The sequence below is a fragment of the Dyadobacter sp. HNCC25DJ186 genome, from assembly GCF_056895235.1.
On the sequence record NZ_JBXHAS010000009.1, the window covers coordinates 209,769 to 234,957 of the forward strand.

The window sequence follows — 25,189 nt, forward strand, 5'->3', positions numbered from 1 at the left end:
AAAATCATGAAAATTATTAAAAAACAACCTTCCGTCATGGGACTCAATAGCGATTCCTATCTTCATTATTTAGTCCTGCGATACGTCTACAATTCTGAGAATCCTAAATGGGAGTCATTAAAATGGCTGGACACTGACCAAATTACTTCGGAAACCTGGATTGAACTCCACAACATCGCGAAATCGGATGTAGAAAATCAGGGCGGAAGCTTGATAGGATATGAATTTGTCAACGATGAACTGATTATTCATGAGAAGATCAATTCAGATTGCTGGCCAAAAAACTGGATGTGGGTAATAGAATCTTAAACCACCAGATAATTTAATGAAAAAAAAATTAAAGACAAAGAGGACAGCGTTATAAACGACTGCCCTCTTTGTCTTTAAAAAATTACCTATATGCTACTTAACAGCTTTAAAAATATATTCCTTACCGGATTCAGTTTCAAAATCAACAGCAAGACTTCCCTTTTTAACTAAAACCATTTCCCCTACTGCTGGTTGAACACTTTTGAAAAATGCATTTTTATTTTCTCCCTTTGCTGGTGCCAATCTCACTGTACCCGAGGACTTCAAGGAATTAGGTATACCAATTCTGCAATTCCCACCTAGTTTTGATCTGATAATCAACGAAGTAATTTTGCCATTCGCCCAGGCAACATCGGCTTCAAAACCTCCGCGGGCTTTTAAACCTTTCACTTCTCCACTGACCCAGTCATCCGGAATAGCCGGCAAAATATTGATCAATCCGTCATGACTTTGGATAAGCATCTCTGTGATTCCCGAAGTGCCCCCGAAATTTCCGTCGATCTGGAACGGCGGGTGTGCGTCAAACAAATTTGGGTATGTGCCGCCACCTTTCGCATAATTCGTGCCCTCTACACCGGTAAGTTTCAATTGTTCGCGAATCAATTTATAAGCATGATTCCCGTCGAGTAACCTGGCCCAGATATTTATTTTCCAACCTTTACTCCATCCTGTGCCTCCGTCTCCGCGAAGCTCCATGGTTCTTCTGGCAGCATTGGCATAAACCGGAGATTTAAGGGGCGAAATCTGGCGTCCCGGAAATAGTCCAAACAAGTGTGAGATATGCCGGTGCTCCGGTTCGGTATCCTCCCAGTCCTTGGACCATTCCTGAAGATTTCCCTTTTTCCCCACTTGCAAAGGAAATAATTGGCTACGTCTCTCAATCAGAGTCTTCCTAAAATCAGCATCTGTATCCAGTCGCTCCGAAGCCTCAATCAGGTTTGTAAACAAATCCCAAATAATGGACATATCCATTGTCGTGGCCACAGAAACGGACCCTTTAAACCCCTTTTCCGTCAGGAATATATTTTCAGGTGTTGTGGACGGCGCAGTAACTAGTTTGCCATTTTTATCTTTGATAAGCCAATCGATACAAAACAAAGCAGCAGATTTCATCAAGGGATAAGCCGTTTTTGATAGAAATTCCTTGTTTCCGGTGAATTGATAATGCTCCCATAAATGCTGACAAAGCCAGGCACCTCCCATGGGCCAGTTGGCCCAGGATGGACTGCCCCCTACCGGATTCGAAGTCGCCCAGATATCAGAATTGTGATGAACGACCCAACCATTTGCGTTATAAAAGTTCCTGGCTGTCTCTTTCCCCGTCACCTCCATATGTTTGATGAGCTCCAGTAACGGTGTATGCAGTTCTGAAAGATTTGCAGATTCCGCCATCCAGTAGTTCATCTGCGTATTGATATTCGTTGTAAAATTACTACTCCAGGGCGGACGGACCTCATGGTTCCAGATACCTTGTAAGTTTGCTGGTACTCCGTCCGGGCGTGAGCTGGAAATCAGCAAATATCGACCAAACTGAAAATACAATGATTCCAGACCCGGATCTTTTGCACCTTCTGTATAGTTTTTCAAACGCTCATCCATTGGCAGGTCCATCTTTGGATTGCCGTTTAAAACGAGGTTTACACGGTTGAAATATTGCTGATAATCGCCAACATGATCATTCTTCATCGCGTCATAACTTTTTGGGCCGGACGATTTCAGATAACCTTCAACGAGCTTCACTTCATCCTTCCCTTCTTTATCCGGACATTTATCAAAGCCATTAAAACTTGTAGCAGCAGAAACTAAAAGAATCACTTCACTCGCACCACGAAAGTTCAAACCCAAACTATCGGAAGTCACTTCTCCGTCAGATTCCTTTACCTTCATCCGGAGTTCAAAACGCATACCTCGGCATCTGGACGGATCGTTATAAATCACCGGAATTTCCATTGTCTGGTTATAACTTGGATCCGTGTGAGAGGGCGCCTGCCCTTTCATAGCCACTTCATCTTTTGCAATACTGACGTTCGTATATATCAATTGACTTTTTGTCGAAGCTGAAAAATTCAACGCACCTTTTTTACCAGCTTTCAGTTTGATAACCATCAGCTGATCTGGTCCGGAAATGAATATCTCGCGACTATATTCTACGCCATCGACGGTGAATGTTGTCGTTGATGTTGCATTTGATATATCAAGTTCTCTTCGATATGCTGTTGGCGTTCCTGCAAAATCCTGCCTGATCATCAGATCTCCGAGCGGCTCATAGGATTCTGTAAACAACCCTTGCATGTTTTTCGTAAGATCCTCTGCAAGCTTATAGTCCTCGTTTTCCAGCGCTTTACGTATTTGAGGAAGATATTTTACCGCACCAGGATTGGGGTTCGGATTGACCGGCCCGCCAGACCAAAGCGATTCTTCATTCAGCTGAATTAGTTCTTCATTAACCCCGCCAAAGACCATCGCTCCTATTCTTCCATTGCCGATGGGCAAAGCTTCGTTCCAGTTTCTGGCCGGTTGCCTGTACCAAAGTTTTAAATCCTTCTGAGCAAAAAGCCTGGGGGAAGTCAGGACAAAAATCATGACCCCTATGGAAAATAAGCGGGACCTAATCATTTTAAAGTGTCTTGTTTTTAATCGTAAACGCATGTCTTTCATTAGCAATTGTGTTAGTGAACAAAGTCTTTGGCGCGTTTTTCTACTTTCCATAAATTCAAAAATGGCGTACCTTCCAGTGTGGTTGGTATGCCATTTTTTGCAATAAATCTATTTTAAATAAATTGCTGAATTGTAAATCAACTTTTTACGGGTTCAGGAATAGACATATAGAAATGCTCAGTAACCAGGATTTTGTTTTAAAACCGGATTAAGCTGCAATGCGACTCTCGGAATCGGGAAGATACGGCGATTTACGTCAGCATCTGTTTTAAAACCCCATTTTCCCTCATATTTCCCAAAGCGGATCATATCATTTCTGCGCCAGCCTTCCCATGCAAACTCACGCGCCCTTTCTGCGTAAATAAATTCAAGATCAACGCTTGCCAACGCAGGAGCTGTTGTTCTTTCCGCACGCAGCTGATTAACCAGAAGTAACGGTGTATGGCCGAGTGTCGCAGACCCGCCGCGCAGAATTGCCTCTGCTTTCATGAGAACAATATCCGAATATCGGAAAATAGGAATATCATTATTCTGGTTTCTGTTCAAAGAAGTTGCATCAGGGTAGAACTTGATATTCCTGTAACCCATGTGCCATGCAATTTCATCGTTTCCGGCATCAAAGGCATTAACATCTTGTCTAAGAATAACTTGTGGCGTCAAATTTACCTGGTAAGTATACGGTGCAGACGGGCTGTCGCCTTTGTAAAACTGATCATAACCGATGTTCGTCGTTGTTACCGTAACAGGCGTTACGCCGTCGTTCATGAATTGAAGACCTGTAAGCCATTGCCCGTTTCTGACATCGTCTTTGTCGTTAAAATTTGCGTAGAATTCTGGTAATGTGCTCGCGCATCCGGCTGGCGTGAACGGAAGACTGAATTTCTTATTTTCGCTTCTCGGCACATCATATCTTGATCGGTTATTCACCGAACGGAAAGGAAACGTGTTGGTTGCTGCCGGGTCATACGGGATAGCGAAAATAAATTCCTTCAGTTGCGGGCCATTCGTAGGGTAGAACATTTTCAGATAACTGCTCTTTGGTTCGAGCGCATATAAGCCCGAACTCATGATCTTGTCACAAGCCGCAATACAATCGTCATAGCGTTTTGTGCCTGTGTAATATTCCGCGTTCAGGTACATTTTTGCCAACAAAGCATAAGCCGTCCATTTGTTGGCTCTCCCGTAAGTAGGCACGCCGGAAACATCGCTCAAATAAGGTAGAGCATCATTGATTTCCTTTTCGATAAAATTGAAAACCTCTGCACGCGGTGTATTGGTGCGTGGGGTAAAATCGCCGTATAGCGTATCAAGCGGTACATTTCCGTAATTATCCATCATCATGAAATAAGAAAATGCACGCACCATTTTAATCTCCGCAAGGGCGGTTAGTTTCGCCGGGCCATCCGGCATTTTTGACCTGAGAATAGAAATGGTTTGATTCGAAACTCCGATAATCGTAGACATCCAGGTCCAGTTGCCATTAATGTAACTGTTGTCGACTGTCCAGTTGTGGTAATGAAATGTCTGGTTCTGACCGCCGTCATACCAGTTTCCACCTCTCGCAGGCATAATGCCTTCGTCGGTAGTATAGGATTGCTGCTGAAAATATTCCGCCCCGAAATTTCCTCTTAATGCAACATAGGCAGGGCCTGAGGCAGAAATATATTGTTCCGCAGATGTTGGAAAAACGTCTGTTGTAAGCTCGGTTGTTACCGGCACTTCCAGGTCATGGCAGGAAACCATAACACCAGCCAGCAAAGCAGACAATACTATTTTGATATATGATCTTTTCATGATTTCAAGTTTTAGGATTAAATTGAAATGTTAAGTCCGAACAAAAACGTGCGGGTTTTAGGATAGAAATTATTGTAATCTACTCCCGGGGCAATCCCGCCCTGATTTACTTCCGGATCAACTCCTGTGTATTTTGTGATGACAAAAAGGTTGTTTACCGAAGTATAAACCCGCAGGTTTTTCACAAAAGGACCTAATTTTTTGAAGCTGTAACCGAGCGTAGCATTGTCAAACCGGACGAAACTGCCGTTTTCAAGAAATCTGGATGAATAAAAATATGCATTGATATCTTTCACAGATTCATCAGCAGCGTCTTTGAGGATATTGGTATACTGAGCAGTATTCGGCCTGAACAGATCTGCACGGGTCGCATTGAAAATTTTATTTCCAAAAGCTCCTCTGATAAAGACATTCATATCAAAATTGCCATATTTGAAATTGTTATTCCATCCCAACAAAAGCTTCGGCTGCGAACTTCCCATATAGTGATAGTCTTTACCAACAATCGGTGTTGTGGTCAGACTGCCGTCACCTGCCAGGAACTGAGATACGCCATTGTCGTTCTTACCCGCATATTGGAAGGAAAAAAACTGACCGAGCGGCTTTCCAGCCTTCAAAATCTGTAAAGATCTGCCTGACTGCCCGCCACCTTCCGGCCGGGAAAGAAGAACTGAATCACCCCCTGCAAACAATGGGTTTGATAAACTTGTGATCAGGTTTCGGTTGTGGGCAAGATTAACGCTTGTTGTCCAGTTAAACTTTGTTTTGGAAACAACTTTTGCACTCAGGTTAAATTCGATCCCTTTGTTATTAACGCTTCCACCGTTAGCAACAATGCTTCCTGACGGTACCAGAATCGGGTCAACCGTATAGGAGTAAATCATGCCGGTTGTATTTTTATCATACAATTCAAGCGAACCGCTGATTTTGTTTCCGAGAACTGAGAAGTCTAATCCAAAATTTGTCGTTGCCGTTTTCTCCCATTTTAGATTCGGGTTTTCAGATTTTGTCGGGCCGTATGCGCCGGTCAGTGCACCATTGTAATAGTAAGTTCCCAGACTTCCCGAAATAAACTGTGCCGTATAGGCATTGAAACCCGTTGCATTTCCTGTTACACCATAACTTGCTCTCAATTTCAAATCACTGAAAAAAGCCTGGTTTTCCATAAAAGATTCCTGACTGATACGCCACGCCGCTCCTACGGACGGGAAATATCCCCACTGATTATTTTCACCAAATACAGAACTTCCGTCTCTCCGGATCGATCCCTGCAAGAGATATTTGCTTTTATAGTTATAGTTAAATCTCGCAAAATCAGAGATTAGCTGTGTTTCCTGGTAAATGCCGTCTGGTCCGAAACTGATCTGATAACCCGAAATTCCATAAGGATTACTCAGTGCCAGGTTATTGTAGCTGATATTATCAACAGGCAAATTGCTGGTCGTTACTTGAAAACCCTCTCCGATTTTATTGTTTTGCCAGGAATATCCGACCACTGCGTTAATCGAATGGTCTCCAAACTCCTTGTTCCAGGTTAAATACGTTTCCAGAATTTTGTTGGTATTCTGGTAAGAACTTCTGCTCGCCTGACCATTTCTCCCAAAAACCTGAACTGAGTGAAATCCAACACCCGGATCCGGATTATCGTACATGTTGTTGTAGTTGGACGTAAAATATTTGTTATAAAACGAACCTTGCAACGCAGTGGAATTCAGGTATGACAGGTCAATGTTATAAGTAAGTCCAAAAGGAAGTTCAACCTGCGTTTTGAAACTTCCGATCAGATTGTTCGTCTTGGTATTCATTTCGCTGTTGTTCATCATCGCAACAGGATTGTAGTAATTCGTATTCTGGAAATTTTCAAAATAACTTCCATCTTCGTTTTTAATCGGTGAAACGGGCAGGTACATAGCAGATTGAAGCAAAACCGTATTTCTGTACGGCACGTCGTCCGCGCTGCTATGCGAATTGGTAACAGAAAAACTGAATTTCAATTTATCTTTCAAAGCCAATTGTTCTATACCAAGACGACCAATAAATCGCTGCAATGAGCTGTTCAGCAATACCCCATCTTTTTTCACAAAATTCAAACTGGCACTGTAAGTAGTATGCTCACCGCCTCCATTGAATGAAAGGTTGTGATTGGTTGAAACTGCTGTTTTTTTCTGGATCGCTGATTGCCAGTCTGTGCTTGCGCCTTTGTCATCTGCCGGCGAAAAACCAATACTGTTTTTTTCTAAAAATGACCGCAGTTCAGCCGCGTTCATCATATCCAGTTTATTTGATACTTTTTCGATACCTACATAAGAATTGTAAGAAATCTGCATTTGCCCGGGTTTTCCCTTTTTCGTAGTGACCATGATCACGCCATTGGCCGCCCGGTTACCATATATCGCAGTTGCCGCAGCATCTTTTAAAACATCAACTGACGCAATATCATCTGGCGCAATGGTAGAAATATCTGCACCCGGAACACCATCAATCACATAAAATGGTCCTTGTGCACTATTTATCGTTGATGCGCCGCGCATAACAACTGCTGCTGGTTTGTTCGGATCTCCGCTGGCCGTAATGTTCAAACCGGGAACTTTACCCTGCAATAATTGTCCCACATCCGTAATGGCTCCCCTGTTCAGCTCTTCCGTTTTAATGGTACTCACGGCACTTGAAAGATTTTTTCGCGACTGCTGACCATAACCTACCACTGCCACTTCGTTAAGCGTGGTATTGCTTTCGACCATCGCGACAGCAATATTGCTTTGTTTTCCAACTAAAACTTCCTTCGTAGTAAAACCGATGTAGGAGAAAACCAGCACGTCCGTATCAGCCGCACTGACCGAAAAGTTTCCATCCGTATCCGTTGTAGTACCAAGTTTGCTTGCCTTTACGATGACCGTAACACCTATTAGTGGTTTTCCGTCCGAACCTACAACACGACCTTTAATCAGTTCGAGAATTTCTTTGACCGGCGCGATTAGCTTGGTCTGTTTCCTGGGTTGCAGCACGACCGTCTGATCAACAATGGAATATTCAAACGGCTGGTTTTTAAAACATTTTTCCAGCGCGTTTTCCAGACTACTTTCCCGGATCGTGAAACTTACTTTTTCAGCCTTCTGGATCAATTCAGTTTTATACCAAAAAGAGTAACCACTTTGCTTTTCGATTTCTTTAAGCACTTTTTCCAGCGTCGCATTTTGCGCCACCATTGTAATTTTCTGTGAGTAGCTGCTGGCACTCACCTGCATACAAAAAGCCAGCGAAAAAATAAAGATCATTTTCATAACCAAAATAGTTCTGGTTGAAAGAAGCCGGGGACACCTGTCAGCTATATACGACAGTCCAGGCCTCTTTTGGATTAAAGAGTTGTGATTCATACTTTTGTTGTTGGGTTTGTACTAAACGGTTTGAGATAATTTGTGAACGTGCTGACTCTTCTGAACGGGACGGTTGCAACGTTCCCGTTCTTTTTTTTGCGTTAATGCATAGAGACAACACCTGTTTCTGAATGTAGTAAAGGTGTCTATTTCGTCATAAGTGTTCGTTGGGTTATGGAGTTACAGTAATTGTTTTTCCTTCTATTTTATATTTTAATCCGCTGAGTGATAAAATTTTCAAAACCTTTGAAATGTTAGCATTTCGTGGCAGGCGTCCGGTGAAACGTTCACGGCTTACACTTCCTTCGTAGGCAACATCTACATCATACCAGCGTGATACCTGCCGCATAATCGTTTCCAGATTGTCGTCCTCAAACTGAAAAAAGCCATTTTTCCATGCCATTTCCTGGTCGATATTGACATTGCTCAGCACATTAATTCCGTAAGAATTTAACCTGGCCTGCTGTCCTGGCGTCAACAGTGCAAACTTCCCTCCTTTTGATACTCTAACCGAACCTTCCAATAATGTAGTTCTCAGAAATTTCTCATCAGTATATGCCATTACGTTAAAATGCGTTCCCAAAACAGCAACCTCGGTGTCGTTAGCTTTTACTATAAAAGGCATTTTCGCATTATGCGCAATTTCGAAATAAACCTCGCCCGTGATTTCAACCCGTCTTTCATTACCAGTAAAAACGGTTGGAAATCTTAAACTTGAAGCCGCATTTAGCCAGACTTTTGAGCCATCAGGCAAAACGATATGATATTGCCCGCCTTTTGGCGTGGTTAAGGAATTAAATACAACTGCTTCGTTAACCTGGTTACCATTTTTGTAAACCAGTTCACCATTTTTGGATTTCAAAATATTAGTATTTCCCTGCGTTGCCAGATTTCCGTTTCCGGCATTATCCAAAACAATATTCGAGCCGTCTCCTAAGGTCAGAACTGCTTTATTTCCTCCCGGCGGCAAGTCGCTGTTGGTAGTTTTAGAAGTAGAATCCTGAGCCTGCTTTTGCTCCTTCTGTGAACCTATTAAAAAATATAAGCCAAAACCCAATATTAGTACAGCAGCCGCAGCTATTTTCGGCCATAAAGATCTTGTTCCTATTTGAGTAGAAGAGAAATCGTCAAATGCTGCTTCTTCTTTTTCAGACAAAATACTGGAAAGTATTCGATCTGAGGATTTCTCTGACATTTCAATTTTGGGTACAAAATCCTGCCAGGAAGTTTCCAGAAGCGAAGCGATCCGTTCATCGTCAGGATTTTGATTTACCCATAACGAGAGTTCAAGCTTTTCAGCTTCCGTGCAATTCCCAGCAAAGAAATTTTTAGTCAGATACTCAATCCTTTCCACTTCCATTTTACACGTTAAAATCTTTTATTACAATTAATTATTTCAGCTGAAAACAAATAACCAGAATAGAAATAAACCCTAACGGGCATATAACCAAATAAAAGACAAATGAGAAAAGCGAAGGGACTAGTCAGTATTGAAAAAAAGCTGATTTATTTTTTCAGAGCAAACATTATTGAGACCAGAAGCATCGTATCAGCATGCATGCGAAGCTGTGTACGGATGGTCGACATAGCCTGAACGATATGGTTCTTGACTGTGTTCGGAGAAATTTTAAGCAGGTTAGCAATTTCATCGTGTGTTCTTCCCTCTTCCCGGCTAAGGTGGTATACGATCTTTTGCTGCGCAGGAAGTTTTTCCAGAATTTCGTTCAACAGTTTTTCAACATCTTTCAATGCGATAATATCCTGTGTTTCATTATGAACATAAGAATTCCGTCCATACATTTCTGCCATGATCAATGTTTCCTGCGCCATTCGCTTGAAATAATTGATCGCATGATTTTTCGACATTCTAAAAAGATAGCTGCCGAAATTATCAATGGAGGACAAAGTCTGACGGTCGTTCCAGAGTTTCATAAATACATCCTGGACAATATCTTCCGATAACGTATCAGATTCTGTAAGGCGAAAAAGGTATGCGTAGAGTTTATTTTTATACAAATGAAAAAGCGTAGTGAATGCACCTTCGTCCGCTTGTGCAGCAAGTATAAGCAGCTCCTTTTCGTTTTTCAGATCGTGGGTTAACACACCTATTGCCAGTTAATTTTTACCGATAAAAGTAATTACAAACAATATATTATTCGGTATTTACTGCAAACATATTAATAATTTATTAAAAATTTAATACAAAGCAAAAGTTTTGTAAACAAAATATAACTATAACAATGATCACTAAAATATTACATGTCTGATATTCCAACCAATAACCATGCAATCAAAAGCTGTTAAACAAAAGACCGGAGGTTTGCTACAACCCCCGGTCTTTATCAAAAACTTAATCAAAAACGTGACTATTTTGTCGCGACAACCGCATCATTAACAAATCTCAAAGTATCGGCCGAAGCAACATTAACACCTGAAAAAGCAACCAGTGAAACCAGACCTTTACCGGCAGTTTTGGGAACCACAACAACAATTTCAGTGGCAGATTTACTTACGAATTCCGTCACAGGCGCCACTACCCCTTTGAATAATACACCCATGGCAAGATCCAAATCCGCACCTTTTATTACAAGATTCCTTTCTCGTTCCGCAGGGTTTGGAGTCATTGCTGTGATTGAAGGGAGCGCAACTACGAGCTCCGTTTCACTTTCAATCGACAATGGTTCTGTTCCACCCGTCGAAAGAAGAATTGGCCCGGTCTCAGCTCCCAACGGAACTGTCACAACCAGCTCATTCATGGTTTGGCTCACGAACTGTACCACAGCCGTGTCTCCGGCAAAACGGACTTCTCTCACCCAGTTCATGTACTCTCCCGTAATCGTAATATTATCTCCCGGCCTCGCTGTTGCCGTTACAGACTGAATGGTTACAGGTACTTCAAAACTCAATATTGTTTTGGAAACAATATCGCCAGCAGCAGTTTTTAATGTCACAAACCCTTCATCAGTTTCCTTCGGAACGGTTAACACAATTAGCTCGGCCGTATGGGTAACAAAATCTGAACTTGGAATACTGGCACCCGTCAGTTCAATCGCAGTCACTTTGTCGAGATTATTACCTATGAAACTGATATTCTCTCCCGGCTTCAGCCCCGAAGGCCCGAAACTTAAAAGCTGAACCTCTTCGGAAGTCGTCACGTCATCATCTTTACATGCAATCAGGATTCCGAAAAACAGGACCAGATATAGTGCGGTTATGAACCGCTTGTTAAAATCTATTTTCATCGTCAGATGTTTTATAAGCTATTTTTTAAGAACTTTTGGCACAACCCGGAAATTATCAAGTGCAATATCAGCATCAAGATCGCCACCTCCGTGAAAGAGTAAACGTGTGAAATAACCATTTGGATTAACAGCCATTTTGACGCCTGCGCTTGCATAGCTTCCTGCAACTTCTTCAAACGGAATCACGATGGTCACCCATTCTCCCTTGGTATCAATCGGGGGTGCCCATTGGCAAGCGTCAGTTACAAAATCGTTCAGGCCCACGTTGATTTTGAGCATATTATTATTGTAAGGCTTCTTGGTATTCACCTCAAATTTCAGGTTATAATCAGCAGGTTTTAAAATCGCATCATCCGGAACATTTTTGCTGATTGCCCCCATCGCATCCGGCGGTCCGCCGGCAACTTCTTTCCAGGCCCAGCCTCCAATGGCTTCTTTGACACGGATATAATTTCCGTTGATAGCAACCGGATCACCTTCAACCGGTTCTTTAACCACATATTTCTCGTTCCACCAGCCGGTAAACGGATCACTGCTCAGGAAAATATTACGGTTATCTCTGAACCAAAAGTCAGACTTCGTTCCGCCAAACTTAGTCGTTACAGTGATCTGACCAGGATTTACGCCTGCCGGAACACGAACCTGGATGGTTTGATCTTCTACCGAAACCAGTTCCCCTACGATTCCTCCCGGAAAAGTGACGGTCAGAGGTTCGTAAAAAAAGTCGCCCTTGATTGTTGCCACGGCACCATCAGGTACATACTCGCTGTTCATACTGGACAGCGTCGGTTCGCTGATCTGCACTTCGAAATCGTGTTCCAGCGTTTGTCCGCCTCCGAAAATAATCCTCAGTTTATTGGTAATGTCAGCCGGCACCAGACTTGGCACGCTGACAAGAATCGACTTACTGGTAACATAAGTTGGTGTCAAAGTCGCCTTTTGGTCATTGAACCAGATTTCCTGCGCCCCGGCCAGGTTTTCTCCAACGATTGCGATCAAACTCCCCTGGAACGCACCCGTCAGTAAAGAATCGGAGGATTCTGGTCTGGTAACCCGAACATACTTGATACTTGGCTGTCCGCCGCCAGGTTCATCATTTTCCGAACAGGAAAAATTTATACTGATCAATGCCGCCAGGACGGTCATAAACAGGATCTTGCTATATATTTTTTTCATTTGAATATCTGTTTTGAGCAACACAAAAATTTACTTCCCGTAATAATCCACCGGAGGTTTTTGCAAATTCGGCGCCTGACTTAACTCGGCTGATGGGATTGGTAAAAGAAAATTACCGCTATTGGCAACAATTGTTCTTTCCGTCGTAGCCCAGCTCGTTTTCGTAAAAGTCCACGAAGTTGGATTCGGGAATTGATCAGGCGCAGTAAAGAACAAACCGCGATCCTGGCTGTTCAGGATGGAATAAGCTTTTGCGGCATCGTAATAATGTAGACTTACCAGATCGTACCAGGCCATCCCTTCCATTGCAAATTCGCAAAGGCGTTCCCTGAAAATCACATCAAAAGTCAACGGATCTTCAAAAACCGGCAACCCGGCACGCATGTGCACAACATTGAAATAGGCCAGGGCTTTTGGATCGGTCGTGGATGCATTGTTTCCCAAAACTGCTTCGGCGTAAATGAGATACATTTCTGCCAGACGCATCATGTAGGTATCGTTTCCATAATTCTGCGATGCAGATTGTCCACCAACGTCTTTGGCTTTTCCGGTAATGTATTTTTTAATCGATACGAAATTATTATCCGATCCTGTGAAAGGGAATACGAGTTTTTGTTCACCGCCCGTTATGCTCTGTGTGATTTCCGGATAAGAAGCTCCTGGAAGCATAAAAGTTGCTTTTAACCTCTGGTCGAGCGTTCTTCCCTGCAAACCTGTTGCTGTCGCTTTGATTCCTTCATACTGCGAAATCATCCACCAGGTTGCACTTTTATCGCCTCCCCAGCCGTCGCCATTGGCAATATCAGCGCTATATGCCAGATAAGATGGCGAGGTGTTTTGCGTTCCGTATGCTCCCGGTGAGTAAACCCATTGCAGAGAAAAAAGCGATTCCGGATTGTTGTCATAAGGAAAAAGAAACAGGTCTGAGTAATTTCTAAGCAGGCTGCCTCCGCTGTTTGTAATAACTCTGTCTGCATAATATTTGGCACTGTCCAGAAAAACCTGGTTTCTCTGACCTGCTCCTTTAGCATCTAAACCCGACCGGTTCAAATAAAATCTCGCAAGCATTCCTTCCGCTGACCATCTTGTAAGTCTTCCTGTGCGTATTGGAGTTTCTGGAAGATCATTAACAACGGCGCGCATCTCATTCGTTATGAATTTCCAGACGCTCTCTGGTGTATTTCTTGAAACCGAAGTATCAGAAAGTATTTTGATATTATCTTCAATAATTGGAACTGCACCCCAGTTCATTACCAGGGAACGATAAGCAACGGCGCGCATAAATCGCGCTTCTGCAATGGCCATTCGCTTAATCGCAGGGGTAACTCCTTCGCCTGCATATTGATTGATGTTGCTGATTGCAAGATTTGACTGGCCGATCACTATAAAAAAGGATCGCCAGGCTGAGCCATTCTCAGGTGTGTTGCCCGTTGTGTTGAACAAAACGTTACCACGGTCATTATAAGCGGAAAATGCAGTTCCAGCCCTGAAATCACCTATATTGTAAGATGCTTTGTCATTGTAGTCAAACCAGACTCTGCTGTAAAGCAGTGCCGTTGAAGCCAAAACCTGGTCATCTGTCTTGTAAAAACTTGCATCAACAATGGAGTCTTTCGGGGGACGTTCCAAAAAATCTTCCGAGCAAGCAGACAACACCAACGCAGGAATCAGGACAACAATCCAGTGGTATATATATTTGAAATTTTTCATGTGAATCAGTTTTTAGAAGTCTAAACCCAAACTAAAAGTGTAAACGGGAGTCAGCGGATAACGACCATAGTCCAGACCAATCGCCTGGTTTCCAGGACTCGAATCTCTTGAAACATAAGCCCCAACTTCCGGATCGAAGCCGGTATACTTTGTGAAAGTCAAAACATTCTGCGCGCCAACCGTAAATCTTGCTCCTCTTACAATTTTCTGTTTTGACATAAATGCGGAAGGAACATTGTAAGTCAGCGAAACATTTTTAAGACGAATAAAAGAACCATCTTCAACCCATTTGTTGGTATGGCGGGTAAAGTTTCCGTTAGGTCCGTTCGAGATCCGCGCTACGTCAGTATTTGGATTTGATAATGTTACCTCACCGCTTTCGCTGATAACTGGTTTCGCATAATCCATTGCATGAACCAGCAGGTTACGGCTCAGATTAATATTACTCGCGTTGGTGTTCAGTTTGCCCAGATAATTATAGATATCATTTCCGTAAGTGCTTGTGAACAAAAGGCTCAAATCAAAACCTTTATAAGAAAACGTATTGGTCAGACCTGCAAACATTTTTGGCCATGGATTACCGATCACAGTTTGGTCCGCTTCGGTGATTTTCCCGTCGCCATTGATATCCTGGAACTTCACGTCTCCAACCCAGATATTGTCTATGTTTGTCGGCATCCTGTTTCCATTGTTATCAACCGGAACCGCACTTCCGTCAATTTCCGCCACATTTTGAAATATTCCTTCCTCCATGTAACCACGGAAAAGCCACGGAGCTTCTCCAACTTCTGAGCGCTGTGTCCAGTCCTGTAACCACCAGGATGTACGATCAACAAAAGCACTTTCAGAATAGAAGGATTTAATTTTGGTTTTAAAACTTGAAATATTGAAACTGGTTTCCCATTTAAAACCGCCACGATTCATATTCGTTGTATTGATCGTAAACCCAAAACCCTTGTTTTGAAGCGCCCCGATGTTAACCGTCGGTGAACCTACCGCACCGTTACCGTTTGTACCCATATACCACGGTAAGGGTTTTTCCATCAAAAGGTTATCTGTGTTTTTGATATAATAATCCAGCTCAAACTGAATTCTGTTATCCAGCAGGGCAATGTTGATACCAAAATTACTCGTTTTTGTTTCCTCCCATTTCAAACCAGGATTGCTATATTTTGTTGGAAGAAAACCGGTTGTTGTCGGCGTTGCACCAGTACCCATCGGCGAATAAATCCCACCGCTTCCCTGATTTCCGGTAACACCAGTCTCAAAGCGTAATTTCAGTTCATTAATAAAAGGTACATGGAAGAATGCTTCCTGAGAAACTCTCCATGCTGCTGATAAAGAAGGAAAAACACCCCACTTATTATCTTTACCAAAATTCGCCGAACCGTCTCTTCTTACGGTACCCATGACGATATAGCGGTCGCCGTAATTATAGTTTAATCTCCCAAGATACGATTCCATCGCCCAGTCGCCAGAACCGCCTGTATTGCTGGAAGTTAATGCATCGCCAGCGGCCAAATCCAGAATGTCATTGGTTAAAAAACCAGTTCTTGTCGCTCCCACATTTTTATAACTTGACTCCTGGGCTTCATGGCTGACCATGGCATTGATACTATGCTTTCCGAATGTTTTTGTATATTCCAAAAGCTGGTTCCAGTTCCAATAGGTATTCGTTCCAGTTCCGTTCGTAAGGGTAGCTGTGACATTCCTCGCCCATCCAATCGCATAAGTGGGGATGTAATAGGTTGAATTTGAAAACCCTAGATTGGTATTGAAGGAAGATCTAAAATTTAGGCCCTTAGCAATTTCAATACCCAGATTAAGCCCACCCAGAAATTGTCTTCTGACCAATTTATTCGTTGTCAGGTTTGCAATCGCGATCGGATTCACAGGCGCGAACTGGTTTGCTCCGTTGTTCTCGTCGCCCCCGCCCCATGAGCCATCGATGTTTCTCACAGGAACCTGAGGTGTCAATTGCAATGCGCTTGCAATAATGTTTTCCTGACTGGTTGTAAGATTATCATTCGTTTGGTTAAAACTTAAATTTGCTCCGATCGAAGCGCATTTTCGTGGTTTATTATCAAGATTTAACCGGAAACCGTAACGATCAAAACCAGAACCCTGCGCTACGCCATCCTGTTTCAGATATTCTCCCGACAAATAATAGGTCGTTTTATCCGTTCCGCCGCTCAGGCTAAGCTGATGTTTGTTCATCGGAGCACTTTTAAATAGTTCTTTTTGCCAATCAGTGCCAGGGCCAAGCAGCGACGGATCTAAAAACTCCTGTGGCGTTTCTCCGCCCGCAAGCAAATGATATTCACCAACCATCTGCGCATATTGCTGCAAATTCATCACTTTCAGCGGTGCCGGTGCGGTTTGCAAGCTGTACTGATAACCATAAGATATCTTCGTATCACCCGCTTTTCCACGTTTTGTGGTAACGATTAAAACGCCGTTAGTTGCCCGTGAGCCGTAAATAGCGGTGGCCGACGGACCTTGTAAAACCTCAATGGATTCGATGTCTGCCGGGTTTAAGCCAGCGAGTGGGTTGGAAGAACTTTGCGCGCCGTAAGATGCTGATTGTCCCGGAATCTGAACGCCATCAACGACATACAGTGGCTCGTTACTTCCGCTGATTGAATTTACCCCGCGGATATTAACTGAAATACCACCACCCGGCTGACCTGAATTTTGTGTGATGTAAACCCCGGCTGCTCTTCCCTGAATAGCCTGCTCAATTGTCGTATTCACAGTTCTGCCAATATCTTTCGCCGAAACCGAAGTCTGCGCCGTGGTAAGATCAGCTCTTTTCATCTCACCATACCCAACCACGACAACTTCCTCCAGCGCTTTTGTATCGACGAGAAGTGTTACATCGATCACACTCTTATTTCCTACTACAACTTCTTTCGGCACATAACCTACGAATGAAAATATCAATACCGAACTTGTGCCTGGAACCGCCAGGGAAAATTTCCCGTCCGCGCTGGTTGTTGTTCCCTGCGACAAACCTTTGATCACGATACTCACGCCCGGCAATGGCTCAGCCTTTTCGTCAATGACTTTTCCGGTAATATCTATAACGGCAGTCTGATAGGCTGAAATACGGTTAGTCAATGAGCCAGCGCCTTTAATATCCGTTTTTGCAATCTCCGGTGATGACATACTCTCCCGTGAGCTTTCCGGAAGTTTGATACTTTCTGCTGTCAATTTTCTTTTTTTGACAACAATCGTTTTATCAATAATCGAATAATTCAAAGGCTGATTTTCAAAGACCCGGTCAAGAACGGATTTCAGCTCTTCACCGGTTACTTTAATGTTAACAGGACGCGTATTTTTCAACAACTTATTGTTGTACAAGAAATTATACCCGGTCTGCTTTCTGATTTCGTTAAAAACCTTTTCAAGTCCGCTGTTATTTTCATTCAGCCTAACGGTTTGAGAATATACGCCAGCGCTGACTTGCATAAAAGCCACAAAAAAGAGAAAGGCTGTCAGCTTCATGATTCTAGCAAATTTTAGTTTTAGGCCTGCCGGCAGCAACCATTCCCATCTCTGTAAACCGAGTGGAATCAGGCGCGCATACCCGCGTTGATTAAGTAAAGCATATTTCATACTTTTACATTGTTTAGGTGATTGTACATGTTAATGGTTCGCAAAAAATCGTGGCTGTCTGTAACCTGAACATCTGCTATACTGATTCCGGCCAAAGAGTTCAGTGTAGATGATCACACTTCGGACGCCAATCCGGAGTGTTTTTTTTGGGTTATCCAGCAGTGAAGTAGGTCAACTGTCGTTTGTCATTTTCGTAGCGTAAAGGATTAATTGTTTTTTTTAAATGATTATTCAGCCGCCATCACTTCGACTTTTTTGTCTTTTACAGAAAACTTCACTCCACCTCCTTCTTCAAGGATTGCGAGAACATTGGAAACGGCTACCTTTTTTGATACATAACCTGTAAACTGCTCCTCAGGTAAAGGCCCGTTGTAGACCACATCGAGGTCATACCACCGCGAAAGTTGTCGCATAACCTCCTGAATATTCGTATCCTTAAATTTGAAAAAACCTTTTTGCCAGGCAATCGCACTTTCGGTGTCCACTTTTTCCACCGCAATTCCGGATGCGTTTGCTTTTGATTGTTTTACAATGGACTGTTCGCCCGGCTTCAATTTAACCGACTGACCAGCTTTCCCGGCCGAACCTTGCAGCGGATACACTTTCACACTTCCTTCAAGAAGCGTAGTTTTCACGACCGCTTCGTCGCGATAAGAATTTACGTTGAAATGAGTACCCAAAACTTCAATCACCTGATTATTACAAACAACTAAAAACGGAATTTTCCGATTATCCTGGCGATAGGAAGCAACTTCAAAATAAACCTCTCCGGTAATTTCTACTTTTCTCTCATCTCCATTAAAAACAGCAGGAAAACGGATAGAAGAAAGTGAATTGAGCCAGACCTTTGTTCCGTCGGAAAGGTCGATCTGGTATTGTCCTGCCTTGGGTGTGGTGATCTGATTGAAGATATTTGTTTTATTATCTGCCAAGCTATTGGCTCCCTGTTTTGCATAAACCAATTGCCCATCTGTAACCTTATTAATTTTAATGCCCGACTGGCTGGCGATCTGTCCGGCATCTGCCTCATTCAGATTTATTTTTGAGCCGTCAGATAAAGTCAGCATCGCTTTATTTCCACCCGGTGCCGCATCGTTCGTCTCGATTTTCTGGTTAGCTATTTCCGGTTTTCTCGTTTTGTTCAGAAAAATATAGTAACTACCAATACCAATAAGCACGATCACCGCCGCAGCAGAAAACCTTCGCAACAGACTCCACAAACCGAAAACACTGGCTTCGGTCTCATAAGCCGGATTTTCTATCTGATCGATGCGGTCTTCAATTTTTTTGATCAGGGAAGTATTTTCATCAACCTGGCTAAAATCAGGTTGGTGACCAGCAATTTGTGCATAGTAATTCATCACCTGCTGTGCCTGCTGCGAAGAAATGGAATTGAACCATTTCAAAAACAGCGCATGCTCCTCAGGCGTATGCTGGTTTTGGATATACCTTTCAAGAAATTCGGTGTAGTAATTTTCCTCCATATACTGAGAAGACGGATTGACCGTCGAAAAGAACCCCTCAGTATTAAAATTATTTTTACTTTTTTTTGAATTAATTAAATAGGGAGAAAGAAATACATGAATATTATCATATCTGCTGTTATTTCTCCATGTCTTTTCAGGTAATCTTTAACAAAACCAGTTGCCGCATAAAGTTGTTTTTTTACTACTGATTTAGAAATACCAAGTTGATCTGCAATCTCATCGAGCGATAATTCTTCTCTCGTTTTCATTTCAAAAACCTGCTTTCTTTTTTCAGGAAGCAGATTAATTGCGTCTTGTGCAAGCTGGTAATATTGTCCATAAATCAAATCGTCGTCTGCCTGTTTGTTACAAACTTCCGAAAACGGAGCTGTCAAAGAAAAAAAGCGAGATTGCGATTGTTCCTTCCGAATATGGTCGAGAAGATGATTTTTAGCAATTTTGAAAATGTAAGCCTGAAAATCCTGAACTACCAACAGTCCTTCTTTTTTCTCCCAGATTTTCACAAAAACATCCTGAACGATCTCTTCACTTAATTCTCTTGATTTTGTAAAGAGATAGATGTATTTCAAAAGGGCAGATAAATAACCACTATACAACCTGGCATATGCATCCCGGTCGCCGCCTGCGCAGCGATCCATCAACTCCCTCTCATCTGTCAGTCCGGCCATTATATCTGTTTATCAAAAACTTAAATTAAAATGGCGAAATTTTTAAATATTGAGAGAGGTAATCACTGATCACGAACGACAATATTATATTTATTCTCCATTTAATTCAAACCAAATTTAGGCAATATTTTAGTTGCCGTGCAAATCGCGGGCTGCAAAAAAATGACATGATCGGAGCTGGAAAGATTTTGTATTGGTTTATGATAAAATAATATCATAAAAATTTTGGGTGGATCAAAATATAAAAAGCCGGATGACTTATCGTCAACCGGCTCTTTATATTTTTATTTCTGATTTACTAAACTATTCCACCCATCAGCGGATCAGTTTTCGTAACAACGCCTGTCTCAACATGGCCGGCGAAACGTTCTTCAAAGTTTTCGTTTCCTTTTATTTTTACACTGAAATCATACCAGTTAAAGTTTTTAGCAAGATAAAGCGTCAGCGAAGTCTGTCCACCAGCTGCGACCACCTTATTTTGGACACCAGCTTTGTAACTATTGTCAAAGATGGATAATGTATGTGGTTTTGTATCATGATTTGTAATCGTAACCACAATATTTCCCGTTAACCGCGACGGATTCAGGCGCGCTGATTCATAGGTACATTTGATTTTAAGCAGCGGATTTTTAGCATCTCCGGTAAATTCCCGGAAATATCCGTTTGGCCCATAAACCCTGAAATGGTAATTACCGTTTTCAAAGTCCTCGATTTTATACTCGTCCTGCAAAATATCACCGGCCGCGACACTATAATCCCAGGATTTTAATGAATCGTTTTGGTATGGGTTCATCGCGTAAACACGGAACGGCGAACCGGCTGCTTTTTTGCCAAAAACCTTATTTCCAGCACTGAACGAAAGCTCAACATTGTTTTTTTCTTTGTTGAAAACACTGTGCACGTAAAGCTCATAAGGCAGCGGACAAGCCGAACGAACGCCTTTTTCCTGTTTTGGAAAGTAAGGTGACTCCGCATGGTTTGTATTGATCTGCTTAATTTCCTCAGCGGTCAATTGTTTATAATTCGCTGGTGCATCTTTAAATTGCGCCTGATGAATTCCTTCAATAAATGGTTTGCGAATCAAAAATTCAGGTTTGGTAATTTCTTCGCCATTGTAAGGGCGGAAAACAGAGGTCAGATCGCCGCAGATTGTCCTTCTCCACTGCGTGATATTTTCTTCCTTAACTTTCTTACTGAATTTCTTTTCCAGGAAATTTTCCAGAAACTGCAAACATGAAGTATGGTCAAAAACTTCTGAATTGACAAAACCTCCACGCGACCAGGGTGACGCTACAATCATCGGAACACGGTAACCTAGGCCAATTGCACCTTCCCGGATATTACTTTCAGACATAGACGGATTTGTCTGCTGGCTGCGTGTCACAAAATCCATTTTCGGATCAATACCTTTTGATACTTTTCCAGTATGTTCTTTGTAAGGATTCGGAACGACATACGGAGCCATGTGGTCAAAATATCCGTCGTTTTCGTCATAGGTGACAATGAATATCGTCTTTTTCCAGACTTCCGGATTTTGCAGCAAAATTTCCATCGCTTCACTCACATACCAAGGCCCAAACCAAGGCTGCCCCGGATGATCCGAAAAGTGAGCTGGCGGCATCAGCCAGGAAACAGTCGGCAAAGTTCCGTTTTTGACATCTTCCCGAAACTGATGAAACACATCTCCTTTTGGTACTTTCAGCTCTCTTTCATTCCCGCCGTCGTCATATTTTAATGCTTCCAGTTCGTGGTAATACTGGTCGTTGATATTGGTGATAAATGCTTTATTATGCAATTCTTTCGCCTGCTCGGAAAGATTATTGTAAGTATCAGTCGTAAATCTGGATTGCGCAGTTTCAATTAATCCCAGCAGTTTTTTTGCTGCCGCAAGCCGCTGACCTGATTTTTCGTCAGAAGGCTGTTTTTCCAGATCAGAAATCTGCTTTAAAATATTTTCCTTTTTAGTCTGCAAATTAGCGATTCCACCTTCGTGCAGACGCACGTTGTATTGCTTGTAATATTCCAGAACGTTCGTACCGAAATTACTCAGCCACGCGCTTTCCTCACCCTTCAAACCATATCCCATCGTCAGCTCGTTCTGATAAACTTTCCATGAAACACCGTTTTCCTGCAAGCGTTCCGGATACGTTTTCCAGCTCAATTCAGGATATTCAAAATTACTGTTGTTCCACAAATGCGCCACTGCCTCCACCTCGTTTTTCTCACGAACGGTACCAGTCATCCAGTAATGCCGATTAGGGTGCGTACCCGTTATACTCGAACAAAAATTGTGATCGCAAACCGTGAATGCATCTGCCAACGAATAGTAAAACGGAAAATCCTTACGATCGCAATAACCCATCGTCAATGGAATTTTTGCATAATCTTTGTTTCGTGCTTTCTTGACATCCAGCCACTTGTCATATTTTCCACCGTTCATGGCATCAGTCTGGTCTGTCCATCCATGCGGAATTGAACCCATCCAGGCCACTTTGGTATCTTTCACGTTCAACTGAAAAGGCCCGTAAGTTTCGCCTTCCTTGTTGGTTTGCAGCCAGACTTTATTTTTATCCGGCAGTGAAATCGCCCTCGGATCATTATATCCCCGAACACCTTGTAACGTGCCCAACTGGTGATCGAATGACCGGTTTTCCTGCATCAAAAACACGATGTGTTCCGCATCATAAAACGTGCTGCCCAATGCCGGATTGATCGCCAATGCCTTTTCAATCACAGCAGGCAACATATTTGCCATCGCGCCTGTACCGGACAGAAGCGCTGCCTTCTTTAAAAAATCTCGCCTTGAATTCATTTTGATATTTGTACTTTGCAGATGCCGGCTGAAAATGAGTAAATATTTCAACTGCATTTCGCCGGAATTGACAATTGATTAATGCTTGCCAAATATATCGCACGGAACCATCAGCGATATTAAGCCGCTGTTAACAGATTGTCACATTTACATTATTATTCACAGGCAAAACTGAGCGCAAAGCAAAAAAAGCAAAGCATAAAAAAGTATAAACGCTAGTTATCAACGAGTTCAAATACATTTCCCGTCTTCTCACTGCCGTTAGCGATCACAGACACCTTATGCTGCCCGATATAAAATTTGCGTGTAGTGATGAGACGAAAAGATTGTTTTCTGTGAATCTGCGTCGTCTCGCGTGGTTGAAATACTCTCTCACTGATTTTGAAAACTTTTTTTGATAATTGTCCATTCGACTTGAAGTAATAAACCGCATATTCCAACCGGATAGTCTGAGCCTCACCGGTATCATTTTTGACCAAAAACGAAAATTCCACACTATCGCCGATGTTCACTACTGGCGTCAGTATTTTGAATTCACTTATCAAAATATTTGTACTATCCAGACCAAAATGTTTCAGGATTTCTGAATGTCCCTGCTTCAATAAAGTGCGACTACCATGTTTGATAATCGCATCCGTTTCTTTACCCGTTCCTTTCCATTTTTCGGCAATCGTAAGTACGATCTGAGGATTATCTTTTGCGATATCATTCAGGCTATTGGCCACACTTCTTCTTACAGATTCGGAGGGATCATTTTTCAGATTTTCAAGAATCGGTAAAATAGCCTCCGGATTTTTCTTCAATGCCGGTATCGCCATCGCCCAGGGCAGTCTCGGACGACTTCCCTCACTCGCGAGGCGACGGACCTTCGGACTTTCATGTTGAGACCAGTCGTACATATAACGAATCATTTTATCATTATACTTCAAGATAAAAGGCCGCACGGCAAATTCGCAGCTGATGAATTGTGTTATAAATTCGAAAGCTTTGGCCGATGTTTTCAGATCATCAATTCCGTAAACTTCTATATAATCAGGAAAAAATATGAAAGCCAGATTGTCGTCGATAAATTTATTTTTCCTTAATCCTGATATAACTTTCTGAATTATTTTTACCGCTCCCTGAAAATTATCCGGCATAAATTCATGGAAAACCTTTGTGGTATGTTTCATACGCTGCTTCCACTCCATGGACTTAAAATGTTCATTAAAAATGAGTTGCAGGAATTTTACTTTATCGAACGAAGGTACAGTTTCCGTAAGAACGTCGGCAAATTTGTCGTAGAACGCGGGAGAATAAATGTCTTTGATCAGACTCATAATTTGTTAATTTATTGCGATTGGCGGGTGTGGCGTATTGGTTTGGTTTTTGAGGAACAAAAATAACCAGTAAAATCATTTTGCAGGTAGATGAAAAATTAATCCCTATGCAAGATCACATTGTAAACGAAATAACAGATATGAACACGACAAAAATAGGTTGGATAGGTTTAGGAAAAATGGGCGTTCCGATGTCAGCTAACCTGATCAAAGCGGGATATGCACTGACGGTTTATAACCGTAGCAAGGATAAAGAAGAAGAATTGACTACAAAAGGGGCGCGAACAGCTTCCTCGCCTGCTTCGCTGATTGAGCAGTCGGATGTTGTGATCGTGATGGTGTCGGATGATCGCGCTATTCATGATATTTTTCTTGGAGATGCCGGTTTGCTGAGTGCAAAAACAAGTGGAAAAATCATCATCAATATGAGCACCGTTTCCTCTGCCATCAGTAAGGAAATGTCTATTCTGTGCAGGAATCACGACAACCACTATCTTGATGCGCCCGTTTCAGGAAGTGTAAAACAGGCTGAGACTGCTCAATTGGTTATCATGGTAGGCGGCGAGGAAAATGTGTACGAAAAGGTAAAAGAGATATTGGAAAAACTAGGTAAACTTACCTTACTTGTCGGAGGCGTCGGTGCAGGAAATGCGGCTAAACTGGCAGTTAATTCAATGATCGGATTTTATACGCAGGGTCTGGCAGAGGCAGTCATTTTCGCAAAGAAAAACAATATCAAGGTTGAAGATTTTCTGACGATTATCAACAACGGAGCGCTGGCAAATCTCTATACCAAAACAAAAGGAGAAGCCATTCTGAATAATAACTTTGAGCCGGCATTTTATCTTAAACACATTCGCAAAGACCTTGGATTAGCACTGGATCAGGGACTGAACACTCCCCTTAGTGAAGCTGCGTATGAAACTTTCCGTCAGGCAGAGAAGAAACTTGGTGATCAGGATCTTATTGCAATCATAAAACACTTGGAGCAGGCGCGATAATTTTCACTTAACCAATTAATG

15 protein-coding genes are annotated in these 25,189 nt (G+C 42.4%); 2 read left to right on the top strand and 13 right to left on the bottom strand.

Features of this window, described 5'->3' with window-relative positions; genetic code table 11:
* Positions 1-6: 6 nt before the first annotated feature.
* Positions 7-309, top strand: a complete 303-nt coding sequence (locus AC1XUO_RS23235) for a hypothetical protein (RefSeq protein WP_483332228.1) — start codon at positions 7-9, stop codon at positions 307-309.
* Between the two features lie 93 nt (positions 310-402).
* Here AC1XUO_RS23235 and AC1XUO_RS23240 read toward each other — a convergent pair whose 3' ends face one another.
* From AC1XUO_RS23240 to AC1XUO_RS23300, 13 genes are all read right to left on the bottom strand, one after another.
* Positions 403-2,925: a glycoside hydrolase family 95 protein gene (locus tag AC1XUO_RS23240; protein ID WP_483332229.1), complete on the bottom strand. Its 2,523-nt coding sequence runs from the start codon at positions 2,923-2,925 to the stop codon at positions 403-405.
* Positions 2,926-3,144: 219 nt separating this feature from the next.
* Complete coding sequence (locus AC1XUO_RS23245; RefSeq protein ID WP_483332230.1) at positions 3,145-4,761, bottom strand: RagB/SusD family nutrient uptake outer membrane protein; 1,617 nt, start codon at positions 4,759-4,761, stop codon at positions 3,145-3,147.
* 17 nt (positions 4,762-4,778) lie between these two features.
* A complete protein-coding gene (locus AC1XUO_RS23250; RefSeq protein WP_483332231.1) occupies positions 4,779-8,042 on the bottom strand; it encodes a TonB-dependent receptor in 3,264 nt (1,087 codons plus the stop codon).
* A gap of 265 nt (positions 8,043-8,307) precedes the next feature.
* Entirely contained in the window at positions 8,308-9,495 is a 1,188-nt protein-coding gene (locus AC1XUO_RS23255) for a FecR family protein (protein ID WP_483332232.1), read from the bottom strand.
* Between the two features lie 146 nt (positions 9,496-9,641).
* The gene (locus AC1XUO_RS23260) at positions 9,642-10,238 is read right to left on the bottom strand and encodes an RNA polymerase sigma-70 factor (protein ID WP_483332233.1); all 597 of its coding nucleotides are present in this window, start codon (positions 10,236-10,238) and stop codon (positions 9,642-9,644) included.
* 263 nt (positions 10,239-10,501) lie between these two features.
* Positions 10,502-11,377: an IPT/TIG domain-containing protein gene (locus AC1XUO_RS23265; protein WP_483332234.1), complete on the bottom strand. Its 876-nt coding sequence runs from the start codon at positions 11,375-11,377 to the stop codon at positions 10,502-10,504.
* Between the two features lie 18 nt (positions 11,378-11,395).
* Positions 11,396-12,553 (bottom strand): glycan-binding surface protein, encoded by a 1,158-nt coding sequence (locus AC1XUO_RS23270; protein ID WP_483332235.1) that lies wholly within the window; start codon positions 12,551-12,553, stop codon positions 11,396-11,398.
* Positions 12,554-12,583: 30 nt separating this feature from the next.
* Entirely contained in the window at positions 12,584-14,263 is a 1,680-nt protein-coding gene (locus AC1XUO_RS23275) for a RagB/SusD family nutrient uptake outer membrane protein (RefSeq protein ID WP_483332236.1), read from the bottom strand.
* A gap of 12 nt (positions 14,264-14,275) precedes the next feature.
* Positions 14,276-17,881, bottom strand: coding sequence for a TonB-dependent receptor (locus tag AC1XUO_RS23280; RefSeq protein ID WP_483332237.1), 3,606 nt, complete (start codon positions 17,879-17,881; stop codon positions 14,276-14,278).
* Positions 17,882-18,108: 227 nt separating this feature from the next.
* Positions 18,109-19,365 carry a FecR family protein gene (locus AC1XUO_RS23285; RefSeq protein WP_483332238.1) on the bottom strand — a complete coding sequence of 419 codons (1,257 nt, stop codon included), beginning with the start codon at positions 19,363-19,365 and terminating at the stop codon, positions 18,109-18,111.
* A 74-nt stretch (positions 19,366-19,439) separates the two neighbouring features.
* Positions 19,440-20,036: an RNA polymerase sigma factor gene (locus tag AC1XUO_RS23290; protein ID WP_483332239.1), complete on the bottom strand. Its 597-nt coding sequence runs from the start codon at positions 20,034-20,036 to the stop codon at positions 19,440-19,442.
* Positions 20,037-20,334: 298 nt separating this feature from the next.
* Positions 20,335-22,848, bottom strand: a complete 2,514-nt coding sequence (locus AC1XUO_RS23295) for a phosphocholine-specific phospholipase C (RefSeq protein ID WP_483332240.1) — start codon at positions 22,846-22,848, stop codon at positions 20,335-20,337.
* A 215-nt stretch (positions 22,849-23,063) separates the two neighbouring features.
* Positions 23,064-24,167 (bottom strand): DNA alkylation repair protein, encoded by a 1,104-nt coding sequence (locus AC1XUO_RS23300; RefSeq protein WP_483332241.1) that lies wholly within the window; start codon positions 24,165-24,167, stop codon positions 23,064-23,066.
* Positions 24,168-24,274: 107 nt separating this feature from the next.
* On the opposite strand from AC1XUO_RS23300, the gene AC1XUO_RS23305 reads away from it, so the two are divergent.
* Positions 24,275-25,168: an NAD(P)-dependent oxidoreductase gene (locus tag AC1XUO_RS23305; protein WP_483332242.1), complete on the top strand. Its 894-nt coding sequence runs from the start codon at positions 24,275-24,277 to the stop codon at positions 25,166-25,168.
* Positions 25,169-25,189: the final 21 nt, after the last annotated feature.